Below are 12,086 nucleotides of genomic sequence, written 5' to 3' on the forward strand. Positions count from 1 at the left end.
AAAATGTTACTCTTTTCATAACATCAGTTTAATAGGTATATATTCAAGTGATTTTAGTTTACTAATTTCAGATTTACATTTGCAACTACAGCAATAAGTGTATAGCAAAACAAACCTCACTTTTTTATATCATTGATAAATTATTAATGAATAACCTTTTAACTAATTAGGTCAATTATGTATCGATTTTTTGAAAAATTGGTATCACCTTATCCCAAAGATGAACCACAACCAATGGCTAAAGACTTTTTTAGCTTTATTTGGCAATCCACTAAAGGAACTCGCTGCTTCTTATTACTATTAATAATATTGAGTGCGCTAGCAGGTGGGTTTGAGGCTTTTTTATATGCCGCACTTGGTAAAGTTGTTGATTGGCTCGCTGCTGTATCACCAAATCAATTTTGGCAACAAGAAAAAACAACTTTAATCGTATTTGCTATCATTATATTAACCAGTACGATTATTATTGCCTTACAAACCATCATTAAGCATCAATGCCTAGCTGGAAATTTTCCTATGCGTTTGCGTTGGAATTTGCACAGATTAGTACTAAACCAAAGCATGCGTTTTTTTCAAGATGAATTTGCTGGCAGAATATCAGCAAAAGTCATGCAAACCGCGCTAGCGGTAAGGGATACTTGCTTTTTAGTTGCTGATATCTTTATTTATGTTCTGATTTCCTTTATCACCATGGCTACCATTATAGGTCAGTTAGATCTTTGGTTATTAGTTCCGTTTATGGTCTGGTGTTTTTTTTATGGTATTGCGATGTATTACTTTATTCCACGATTAAGTAAAGTAGCAAGTATGCAAGCAGATGCCCGTTCAACCATGACCGGTCGTGTAACAGATGCTTATACAAATATCATGACGGTAAAACTGTTTTCTCATGCTGGTAATGAGGCAAAATATGCACAGGAATCAATGGATGAATTTATGGTTACAGTGAATAAGCAAATGCGTTTAGTCAGTAGCTTTGAAATTGTTAATCATTTATTGTCTATTTTCCTAGTATTGGGCACCACCGGCTTGTCATTATGGTTATGGAGCAATGATTTAGTTGGCGTCGGTGCAATTGCAACCACAACCGCAGTAGCGCTAAGATTAAATGGATTTTCACATTGGATTATGTGGGAAATGGCTTCACTATTTGAAAATATTGGTGTAGTTAAAGATGGTATTAACACCTTCTCGGTCGCTAAAACCGTGGTCGATCAACCTGATGCACCGTCACTTAAAGTGACCGACGGCAAAATCGAATTTAAACAGATAGATTTCAGTTATGATGCCAAATTAAAAAATGCCATTATTGATAACTTAAATTTGACCATTCAACCGGGAGAAAAGATCGGCTTAGTCGGCAGATCTGGCGCCGGAAAATCAACGTTAATCAATTTATTATTGCGATTTTATGATTTACAACATGGTGAGATCACTATCGATGGTCAAGATATCACTAAGGTAAATCAAGAAAGTTTACGCGCACAAATTGGCATGGTAACCCAAGACACATCGCTGTTACATCGTTCAGTAAGAGACAATTTATTATATGGAAATAATCATGCTACTGAACAAGAGATGATAATCGCTGCCCAAAAAGCCCATGCAGACAGTTTTATTGAAGGTTTAGTTGATGCTAATGGTAGAACTGGCTATGATGCTTTTGTTGGTGAACGTGGAATTAAATTATCAGGCGGACAACGTCAGCGGATTGCTATTGCTCGTGTTATTTTAAAAAATGCGCCAATATTGTTATTAGACGAAGCTACAAGTGCACTGGATTCTGAAATTGAACAAGCCATCCAAGAAAGTTTATATACCTTAATGGAAGGTAAAACAGTTATTGCTATTGCCCATCGCTTATCTACTATCGCGGCAATGGATCGATTAATCGTGTTAGACCAAGGTAAAATTATTGAACAAGGAACACATCAAGAGTTACTCAGTAAAAATGGTCTTTATGCGCAACTTTGGAAACATCAAAGTGGTGGCTTCTTGGCGGATAATTTCTAACTAAAAATATAAGGGCGATATAAACATCGCCCTTATATTAATTCTATATATTAATTGATAAAGTTTTTATAAAATTCAGATTCAAATCGCATAATTGCACCATTTTTAGGCTCACCTTGACTATCGGCTCGATAACCTGATAACAACTGAACAAAGGCGATATAACGACCATCTGATTTTTGAATAAATCCAGCTAAATTATAGCTACCTTGAATATAACCAGTTTTAGCCATAACTGCTTCTTTAAATGGAGCTTGATTAAAACTTTTACGATTTTGTAGCGTTCCATCCACCCCAGCAATCGGTAATTTTTCAATAAAAGCTAATTGATTATTATGTAAAGAAATATATTGCAAAATCTCCATTAATTTATTCGCACTAACCAAGTTTAGACGTGATAAACCAGAACCATCGGCAATAACTAAATTTTCTAAATCAATTCCGGCTTTCTTGCGTAAAATTTGTTTTACCGCATCACCACCATTACGCCAAGTTCCTGACACATTATAATAATGCGCACCTAAAGTTCTAAAAATAGTATCAGCATATAAATTATTTGATTTTTTGAGCATGACGGTTAATAACTCAGAAAGTGGAGCTGATTGACTTGAAGTCAGTAATGTTAATCCACCTGATGTTTTTTGTTTTCTTTCAACAACTCGACCATTATAAGTAATATTTTGTTGTTTTAGTTCATTTTTTAAAATTGTTGAAAAGTATTCGGTCGGATCCATTACCGCAAACTTTAATGGTGTTTTATCAGCATTCGACGCGATACAACCAGATAAGTGGTAGCGATTTTTATCAGCACTAACATCAAGTTCACAATATTTATCATTTAAATCTTTACTATTGGCAGCAATTGTTCTGACATCACCTGATACCATAACCGGTATATTGGATGATACTGAAATCGAAGCTTTAGAACCAGCTTTACCAGGGGTAATGGTTGCATAAAAGCAGTTATCATCAATTGTTGCAGCCGATGCTGGTGCATTGTAACAAGCAGTTAAATTATTCCATGACCACCCTTCTGCTTTATCATGACTAGCAAAAATAGAAGTATCTAAAATAACATTACCAGAGATCTTTTCTACACCTTTCTGACGTAAGGCAGTAATCATATTCTTTAATCTTGCACGACTAAAAGTTGGATCTCCACTCAACTTGATAATAAGATCACCACTAAGCTGTTTATTATTTAGAGAACCATTGGTATACATGCCGGTAATAAACCGAAAATTATCGCCAAGTTCAAGTTGTGCAGCTAATGCCGTTATAACTTTTTGCGTACTGGCAGGTTGTTTAAATTGATCACTTTTGTATTTTGCTAAGGTTTTGGGATTACCATCAACAGTTTGCACTAAAATAGATAAATCACTTCCTTTAGGTAAGGATGAGATATATGGTTCCACTGGTTGTGCTGATAATAAACATGAAAAAAAAGTAACAATGAAGAAAAAAGATACCTTTATATTAGTCATGAACGTATGCTCACATGAGTTTTGAATAAAACTAGTTAAATAAAGATAACAAATATATCTTTTTTTGCTGAGCCTATCAATATATACTCAATCACTTTTAAAAATATGTTCCAAATATCAATACTCATAATATTTTTCTATTTATTTCAAAAAAATAACTTAATATAGGTAACATAGCTATGATTCAACATTCATTAGGCTTTCCCATTGAAACCGTGCTGATGTTTATCGTTTTGGCTTTAGCTGCGATTATAATTGATTTATACGCTCATCATAATGATAAGCCCATTAGCTTAACAAGTGCAGTTATGTGGTCTTTCTTTTGGATTTTCGTGGCCTTAGGATTTGCGCTTTATCTGTATATACATCACGGTAGTGAAATAGCTAGCTTGTTTATCACTGGTTATGTACTTGAAAAAGCACTCTCTGTTGATAATTTATTTGTTATTATGGCACTGTTTTCTTGGTTTGCTATCCCTAATAATTATCGCCATAGGTTACTTTATTGGGGAGTGATTGGTGCAATCATCTTCCGAGCCGTTTTTGTCATTATTGGTACTGGTCTATTATCCTTAGGGCCTTGGATGGAGCTGGTATTCTCTGTCGTGGTTGCCTTAACTGGATTGATGATGCTAAAAAACCAAGGCCATAATGATGATATAAAAGATTATTCAGAGCATTTTGCTTATCGTATTGCTAAACGTATTTTTCCTTCCTATCCTAAAATAGTCGGGCACCATTTCTTATTAACGCAAAAGCAACTCAATAGCGAACTAGCCAAACCAGAGAATAGTGAACTAATCAACAAAATGCCCAAAAGTGCATTATATGCAACACCACTCTTCTTATGTATTGTTGTGATTGAGTTAAGTGATGTTATGTTTGCTTTTGATTCGGTCCCTGCTGTAATTGCTGTTAGCCAAGAGCCATTAATTGTATATAGTGCAATGATATTCGCTATTTTAGGCTTACGAACTATGTATTTTGTGTTAGAGGCAATGCAACAATATCTTGTTCATTTAGGTAAAGCAGTAATTTGCCTATTATTTTTTATTGCCGCAAAACTTGCTTTAAATGCAACTGACCATCTATTTGGTTATGGAATTATTATTAGCCCAACCATCAGTCTTTATGTGGTATTAGGTATTTTATTGTTAGGTATTATTGCGAGTGTTATTTGGCCTAACCAAACGAAAAAATAAGATATGAGAAGATAATCGGCAGGCAACCTGCCGATTAAGAATAAAAAGTTATACCCGTTTTAATGATCGAATATAGTAACTAATACCTAAAATAATGAACCAAATAGGTGTTGCAATAAGTGCTTGGCAAGTGTCTGTTTCAAAAGTTAATAACACAATTACAAAAGCAAAAAAAGCAAGACAAACAAAACACATAAAAACGCCACCCGGCATCTTAAATTGTGACTCTTGATGTAATTTAGCTTTTTTACGGCGATAGGCAATGTAAGAAATTAAAATCATCGACCAAATAAACATAAATAATATTGCAGAAATAGTGGTTACAATGGTAAATGCTTCCATAACATTAGGCACTAAATAAATCAGTACTACCCCACCAAACAAGCAAGTACATGAAAATAGCAAACCATTAGCAGGAACAGAACGTCTTGATAATTTACCAAATGGTTCAGGAGCATCTTGTTTTTTAGCAAGGCCAAATAACATTCGACTGGTTGAATAAATACCACTATTGGCAGAAGATGCTGCTGATGTAAGTACCACAAAGTTAATAATACTGGCTGCAGCAGGTAAACCAATTAACGTAAACAACTCAACAAATGGGCTTTTATTTGGTGAAATAAACTGCCAAGGCGTTACGCTCATAATGATAATCAACGCAAAAACGTAGAAGAAAATAATACGCGCTGGCACTGAATTGATCGCTCGAGGTAAATTTTTATTCGGATCGAGGGTTTCAGCAGCCGTTGTTCCAACTAATTCAATCCCGACAAAAGCAAAAATTGCAATTTGGAAACCGGCAAAAAAGCCCATAGTACCATGCGGAAAGAAGCCACCATATTGCCAAAGATTAGAAAATGCAGCGGTAGTATTGGTTTGTTCTGAATGATAGGCAGTAAAGACTAAAACAAGGCCAATAGCAATTAAAGCTAAAATAGCGACAATTTTAATCATTGAGAACCAAAATTCGGTTTCACCAAACATTTTTACCGTCAACAAATTCAAGGTTAATAGAACGATAACCGTAAGCAACATCGGGATCCACGCTTGTAAGTCAGGAAACCAGTGCTGTGCATATCCGGCGATAGCCACAACATCAGCAATTCCTGTAATAACCCAACAAAACCAATAGGTCCAACCAGTAAAAAAGCCGGCCCACGGACCTAATAAATCGTTAGCAAAATCACTGAAGGATTTATAATTCAAGTTGGACAATAAAATTTCGCCCATCGCTCGCATAACAAAAAATAAAATAAACCCAATAATCATATAGACAAAAATAATAGATGGTCCCGCAAGACTAATCGTCTTTCCTGAGCCCATAAATAAACCCGTACCAATTGCACCACTAATTGCTATTAATTGAATGTGTCGGCTGGAGAGATTTCGCTTAAGATCATGATTTGAAGACGTACTGTTCATCTTGTTGATTACCTGTCGTTTTTACAATTTTCTGTTTTTTTATGAGGAATGAAAGACTATAAAGTTAATGGCTTTAAATCGCAAGCTGAATCGTTATCAAAACTTTTTATGGCATTATAATAATTATTGATAGTTTCTTATAATATAATTGTGTAGCATAGCTACCTATACCATATAACTAACTACAAAAAATTATTTAAAATGAAAGAAAACAAACACAAATCTACTATCTTCCTATTATCTATTTTATTGATCCTATCATTATTGACTGGGTGTCAAAGTGATTCAAATGCAAAAAGTAAACAATTTAGAGATGGGAAACTACCAAATGCTCTTAATGTTAGCCATCCTCAATTAGCCGTACCAGTCAATATTTCTGACTATACTATCCAAATTGAAAAATTAAGAACAACATCACCTTCACTCTATCAGAAAAATGAACATATTTATAAAGCGGTTGACGCTTGGATTAATCGTTCATTAGGTTCGGCAGAATTCCATAAAGTAGGGTTAAAAAGCTATGAAATGGCAGGTAAGGACGGATATGGCAATGTTCATTTAACTGGTTATTATACTCCGGTAATCAAAGCTAGACACCAACCAACTGGTGAATTTAAATATCCAATTTATAGAATGCCGGCTAAATCCAAAGGTCGCTTACCAAGTCGTGAACAAATATATAATGGAGCATTAGCCGGTAAAGGTCTCGAAATTGCTTACAGTAATTCATTAATGGATAACTTTATAATGGAAGTGCAAGGAAGTGCCTATATTGATTTTGAAGATGGTACACCATTAGTTTTCTTCTGTTATGGTGGTAAAAATGGTCATGGTTACTCAAGTATCGGGCGTTTATTAGTTGAACAAGGTGAAATTGCCAAGGAAGATATGTCCATTCAAGCAATTAAAAATTGGGCTAAAAATAAAAGTGAAAAACAACTTAAAACGCTATTGATTCAAAACCGATCATTTGTCTTTTTTAAACCACAATATAATGCTGAAGTAAAAGGTTCTGCCGCAGTACCTTTAATTGCAAATGCTTCAGTGGCATCAGATAAATCATTAATACCAACAGGTTCTGTTGTATTAGTCGATGTACCACTCCTTGATGATGATGGTCAGTATCGAGGTAGACGAGAAGTACGGTTGATGGTGGCACTTGATGTTGGTGGTGCAATTAAAGGCCATCATTTTGATCTTTATTTAGGCATTGGCGATAAAGCTGGTAAACAAGCTGGTTACTATAATCATTTTGGTCGAGCTTGGGTTATAAAACCTTAACTTGCCGACATCGACGCCAACCAAAGAACCTGCTAGAATAAGTTAAAAAGCAGAATTAAGGATAACTTATGAGATTATGTGATCGTGATATTGAAGCATATTTAGATAGTGGTAAATTAAAAATCACGCCACAACCTGAATTAAGTTGTATTAATGGTGCAACTGTTGACGTTCGACTTGGTAATCAATTTCGTACTTTTAAAGAACATACTACCCCCTATATTGATTTAAGTGGTCCCAAAGAAGAAGTTTCTGCTGTTTTAGAACGAGTCATGAGCGAAGAAATGATATTATCTGAAGGTGATGCTTTCTATTTACATCCAGGAGAGCTTGCTTTAGCTGTCACGCTTGAATCAGTAACCATTCCTGATGATTTAGTTGGCTGGTTAGATGGGCGTTCCTCGTTAGCGCGTCTAGGACTTATGGTACACGTTACCGCTCATCGCATTGATCCTGGCTGGCATGGTCAAATTGTCTTAGAATTTTACAATTCGGGAAAAATTCCAGTAGCACTAAGACCTGGTATGACCATTGGTGCACTAAGTTTTGAAACGCTTAGTGGCCCAGCTGCAAGACCATATAATCGAAGACAAGATGCTAAGTATAAAGACCAACATGGCGCTGTTGCCAGTCGTATAGATAAAGACTAATAACGTTTATAACCTTAATAAAGGAACATTCATATGATAAAAAAAATACTGGTTATTCTATTTATCTTAATTTTGGTTATTGTTATCGGCATTGTTTCTCTTATTGTATTTGTTGATCCTAATCATTTTCGCGGATATATATCTCAAACAGTAAAAGATAAAACCGGTTATGAATTAACTATCGAAGGTGATTTACGCTGGCATGTCTGGCCTCAGGTCAGCATCTTAACTGATGCAGTTAAATTATCTGATACCGGTGCGACAAAACCGCTATTAACTGCTGACAATATGCGACTTGATGTTGAACTTCTACCGCTTTTTTCCAAAAATTTAGCGATTAAAAATGTGTTTATCAAATCAGCATTAATCAATATTACTGACGAAAGTAAAGGTGATAATGCTAAAAAATATACCCAAACTCTAGCACCTTCAGCAGAGCAAAACACAAATATATCTGAAAATAAAAAGAATACATCAAATTGGAAATTTAGCTTAAATAAATTTGAAATAGCTGATAGTACAGTAGCATTGCAATATCATGATGATCTGATCAATTTCCGAAATATCAATTTGTTATTAGAACAAAATAACGATAAGAATCTTTTAATCGAATTAAAAGGAAATATTGATAAAAATCAGCAAGACCTATTTTATTCAATGAATGCCAATGTCGATTTAACGCAATTTCCTGAAAAAACCATTATCGATCTTAAAAAGTTAGATTACACTTATAACGGCATAGAGAGTTCCGAAAAACCACTCAAAGGAAGTGCAACCGGTATATTTAATTATCAGCAAAGTCCTATGCAATTAAATAGTCAAAACTTAGCTTTTTCTATTAACGACAATAATTTTACCAGTAAAATCAATGCGCGTTTTGATAAAAAACCATATGTCGATTTGCAATTGAATTCAGAAAAATTAGATTTAACGCCTTTTTTACAACAAGATACAAAATCAACCAAAGACACTCCGATGCAACAAACTTCACCTGTTGTTTCTAGTGTTGTCAAAGATAATAATCAATTAAGTGCTCTTAATACATTTGATGGCAAAACAACAATAAACATCAAAGAAGTTAAAGCAAATAAAATTGTAATTAACAATTTTAAACTAGACGTTGATAATCAGGATGGAATAGCGACATTCAAAGATTTAAATTTTGGTTTTGCTAATGGTCATATAACCGCAACTGGTACAGCTAACGGCAAACTGAAAACACCGCAGATTAAACTTAATACCAAAATTAGCAATATCAATTTAAATTCATTTTTTACACAAATGGATATGGCGTATGATCTAGATGGTTTATTTAATGCTTCTGGGTTATTAGAAACTAATTCATTATCAACAGCTAAATTATTAGAAAATCTAAAAGGTAATGCGAATATCGTCATTACTAATGCTAAATTAAATAATATTAATATCCAAAATATTATTGAAAATGCAGCTGCAAAATATGGCAACGGTAATGATAAATCTGGAAATCAAAAGAAATATACAGAGTTTCATATCATCAAAACCAATGCTAATTTAAGCCAAGGTAATATACAACTTAATTCGCTCAACGCCAATTCTGAAACCTTAGATGTACTAGATGGTTCTGGTAAAGTAGGAATGATTAATCATGATTTGGATGTTAATTTAAACATCAAATTACTTGGTGGCTGGAATAGTAAAAGTGAAACCATTGCCAAATTACAGAAAGTTACTATACCACTACGTATATATGGTCAGTTTTCTAATTTACGCTATCAATTAGATATCGCACAAATACTGTCTGATGTGTTAAGTGATAAATTACAACATCGTTTAGATAAACTCCGTGATAAATTGGAAAATCACAAAGACAAAGACAAAGATAAATTAAAGTCTAAAGCAACCGATATATTAGGCGGATTGCTAAAAAAATAAACTTATCATTAACTAAATAATAGCTATAAAAAAGGTGAGTTGTTTAACTCACCTTTTAATTTAACAATATCTTTTATTATAAAATGAACTTGCTTAGATCTTCATCGGCAACAAGCTTATCTAGATGATCGCTAACATACTTAGCATCAATTGTGATAGTTTGTCCGCCCAATTCGCTGGCTTCGAAAGAGACATCTTCCATTAAACGTTCAAGCACTGTATGCAAACGGCGAGCACCAATATTTTCATTTTGTTCATTAACTTGCCAAGCAGATTCAGCAATTTTACGAATACCATCCGGTGTAAAGTCAATATCAACGCCTTCGGTTGCCATTAATGCTTTATATTGGACTGTCAATGATGCATTCGGTTCAGTTAAAATCCGTTCAAAATCTTCGCTTGTTAACGCTTGTAATTCAACTCGAATTGGTAAACGTCCTTGCAACTCAGGAATTAAATCTGACGGATTAGCAGTTTGGAACGCACCCGATGCAATAAATAAAATATGATCGGTTTTTACTGAACCATGTTTAGTTGAAACGGTACAACCTTCAACAAGTGGTAGTAAATCACGTTGCACACCTTCGCGAGAAACATCAGGTCCAGATGAATTACCTCGTTTACACACTTTATCGATCTCATCGATAAATACAATCCCATTTTGCTCAACAGCTTCAATGGCTTCGTGTTTAAGATCATCAGGATTAACCAACTTCGCAGCCTCTTCTTCTATTAGCTGTTTGAAGGCATCTTTGATCTTCATTTTACGCGCTTTAGTTTTTTGACCACCTAAATTTTGGAACATCGACTGTAGTTGGTTAGTCATCTCTTCCATACCTGGAGGAGCCATAATTTCAACACCAATATTGACGCCAGCTACTTCAATTTCAATTTCTTTATCATCAAGCGCACCTTCACGTAATTTTTTTCTAAATGCTTGTCTAGCTGTTGAATCATTATTATTTTCAACTTGTCCCCAACCATCTTTAGCTGGTGGAACAAGCACATCTAAAATACGATCTTCTGCCAATTCTTCAGCTCGATTACGATTTTTTTCGATAGCTTCTTGGCGAATCATTTTCACCGCAGAGTCAGTAAGGTCTCGAATAATCGAGTCAACTTCTTTACCAACGTAACCAACTTCAGTAAATTTGGTCGCTTCTACTTTAATAAAAGGTGCATGAGCTAATTTAGCTAATCGTCTAGCAATTTCAGTTTTACCCACCCCTGTAGGGCCAATCATAAGAATATTTTTTGGCGTAACTTCATGACGTAATGCTTCATCAAGTTGCATACGACGCCAGCGATTACGTAAAGCAATAGCAACAGAACGTTTTGCTTTATCTTGTCCAATGATATGTTGGTTTAATTCGCTTACAATTTCGCGAGGAGTCATTTCAGACATAGTAGTTTTTCTCTTAAATCAGATTAATTAGTAATTAAGCTCTTCAATAGTTTGGAAGTTATTCGTGTAAACACAAATATCACCCGCTATTGATAGCGATTTTTGCACAATATCATGTGCAGATAATGAGGTATTATCTAATAAAGCTCTTGCAGCTGCTTGAGCATAAGGTCCACCGGATCCAATCGCTATCAAATCATCTTCTGGTTGAATTACGTCACCAGTACCGGTGATAATCAATGATGCGCTTTCATCAGCAACGGCAAGTAATGCTTCTAATTTACGCAACATTCTATCGGTTCGCCAATCTTTGGCTAATTCAACCGCTGCTTTAGTTAAATGCCCTTGGTGCATTTCTAATTTTCGTTCAAATAATTCAAATAGTGTGAAAGCATCTGCTGTACCGCCAGCAAATCCAGCTATCACCTTATTGTTATATAATCGGCGAACTTTTCGCGCATTACCTTTCATGATAATGCGTTCACCTAATGTGACTTGCCCATCGCCACCAATAACAACTTGACCTTCACGACGGACACTGACAATTGTTGTCATATTCTGCTCCTTCTTTTACATAAAAACTTAATTCGGAATGAATAGGAAATATATTGGGGTGATTAGTAAATTTTCAATATCAGATTATCAAGATGCGGAATATTTATTCATTAATAAATGACATAACATAAATAAATTTTAAAAATCAAAGAACTATCAA

Annotated in this window: 9 protein-coding genes; 5 read left to right on the forward strand and 4 right to left on the reverse strand. The window is 34.6% G+C overall.

Translation table 11 applies throughout. The features are described from left to right. The first annotated feature begins 177 nt into the window (after nt 1-177). Complete coding sequence (locus H3T56_RS01520; RefSeq protein ID WP_198191845.1) at nt 178-2,013, forward strand: ABC transporter ATP-binding protein; 1,836 nt, start codon at nt 178-180, stop codon at nt 2,011-2,013. Nucleotides 2,014-2,063: 50 nt separating this feature from the next. On the opposite strand, the gene dacB is transcribed toward H3T56_RS01520, so the two are convergent. Next, the gene (dacB, locus tag H3T56_RS01525; protein ID WP_086361239.1) at nt 2,064-3,497 is read right to left on the reverse strand and encodes a serine-type D-Ala-D-Ala carboxypeptidase; all 1,434 of its coding nucleotides are present in this window, start codon (nt 3,495-3,497) and stop codon (nt 2,064-2,066) included. A 179-nt stretch (nt 3,498-3,676) separates the two neighbouring features. Between dacB and H3T56_RS01530 the strand changes: the two genes are divergently transcribed. Further along, nucleotides 3,677-4,699: a TerC/Alx family metal homeostasis membrane protein gene (locus H3T56_RS01530; protein ID WP_198191846.1), complete on the forward strand. Its 1,023-nt coding sequence runs from the start codon at nt 3,677-3,679 to the stop codon at nt 4,697-4,699. A 48-nt stretch (nt 4,700-4,747) separates the two neighbouring features. Here H3T56_RS01530 and cycA read toward each other — a convergent pair whose 3' ends face one another. After that, the gene (gene cycA / locus H3T56_RS01535; RefSeq protein WP_065578545.1) at nt 4,748-6,121 is read right to left on the reverse strand and encodes a D-serine/D-alanine/glycine transporter; all 1,374 of its coding nucleotides are present in this window, start codon (nt 6,119-6,121) and stop codon (nt 4,748-4,750) included. Between the two features lie 201 nt (nt 6,122-6,322). Between cycA and mltA the strand changes: the two genes are divergently transcribed. From mltA to asmA, 3 genes are all read left to right on the forward strand, one after another. Further along, a complete protein-coding gene (mltA, locus tag H3T56_RS01540; protein ID WP_086362449.1) occupies nt 6,323-7,402 on the forward strand; it encodes a murein transglycosylase A in 1,080 nt (359 codons plus the stop codon). Between the two features lie 68 nt (nt 7,403-7,470). Continuing rightward, on the forward strand, nt 7,471-8,052 hold the full coding sequence (gene dcd, locus H3T56_RS01545; protein ID WP_065650757.1) for a dCTP deaminase: 582 nt from the start codon (nt 7,471-7,473) through the stop codon (nt 8,050-8,052). 33 nt (nt 8,053-8,085) lie between these two features. Beyond that, nucleotides 8,086-9,966: an outer membrane assembly protein AsmA gene (asmA, locus tag H3T56_RS01550; protein WP_198191847.1), complete on the forward strand. Its 1,881-nt coding sequence runs from the start codon at nt 8,086-8,088 to the stop codon at nt 9,964-9,966. A 76-nt stretch (nt 9,967-10,042) separates the two neighbouring features. Here the strand turns inward: asmA and hslU are convergent, their stop codons facing one another. Next, nucleotides 10,043-11,371 carry an HslU--HslV peptidase ATPase subunit gene (gene hslU / locus H3T56_RS01555; protein WP_034902086.1) on the reverse strand — a complete coding sequence of 443 codons (1,329 nt, stop codon included), beginning with the start codon at nt 11,369-11,371 and terminating at the stop codon, nt 10,043-10,045. A gap of 27 nt (nt 11,372-11,398) precedes the next feature. Then, nucleotides 11,399-11,926: an ATP-dependent protease subunit HslV gene (gene hslV / locus H3T56_RS01560; RefSeq protein ID WP_025316169.1), complete on the reverse strand. Its 528-nt coding sequence runs from the start codon at nt 11,924-11,926 to the stop codon at nt 11,399-11,401. Nucleotides 11,927-12,086: the final 160 nt, after the last annotated feature.

The organism is Gilliamella sp. W8123 (assembly GCF_016101085.1).
Classification (GTDB): Bacteria; Pseudomonadota; Gammaproteobacteria; order Enterobacterales; family Orbaceae; genus Gilliamella; species Gilliamella apis.

Bases quoted from the DNA above. Each gene is read 5' to 3' on its own strand.
- hslU (WP_034902086.1), bottom strand. From the start codon at position 11,371: ATGTCTGAAATGACTCCTCGCGAAATTGTAAGCGAATTAAACCAACAT.
- H3T56_RS01530 (WP_198191846.1), top strand. From the start codon at position 3,677: ATGATTCAACATTCATTAGGCTTTCCCATTGAAACCGTGCTGATGTTT.
- cycA (WP_065578545.1), bottom strand. From the start codon at position 6,121: ATGAACAGTACGTCTTCAAATCATGATCTTAAGCGAAATCTCTCCAGC.
- mltA (WP_086362449.1), top strand. From the start codon at position 6,323: ATGAAAGAAAACAAACACAAATCTACTATCTTCCTATTATCTATTTTA.
- dacB (WP_086361239.1), bottom strand. From the start codon at position 3,497: ATGACTAATATAAAGGTATCTTTTTTCTTCATTGTTACTTTTTTTTCA.
- H3T56_RS01520 (WP_198191845.1), top strand. From the start codon at position 178: ATGTATCGATTTTTTGAAAAATTGGTATCACCTTATCCCAAAGATGAA.
- asmA (WP_198191847.1), top strand. From the start codon at position 8,086: ATGATAAAAAAAATACTGGTTATTCTATTTATCTTAATTTTGGTTATT.
- dcd (WP_065650757.1), top strand. From the start codon at position 7,471: ATGAGATTATGTGATCGTGATATTGAAGCATATTTAGATAGTGGTAAA.
- hslV (WP_025316169.1), bottom strand. From the start codon at position 11,926: ATGACAACAATTGTCAGTGTCCGTCGTGAAGGTCAAGTTGTTATTGGT.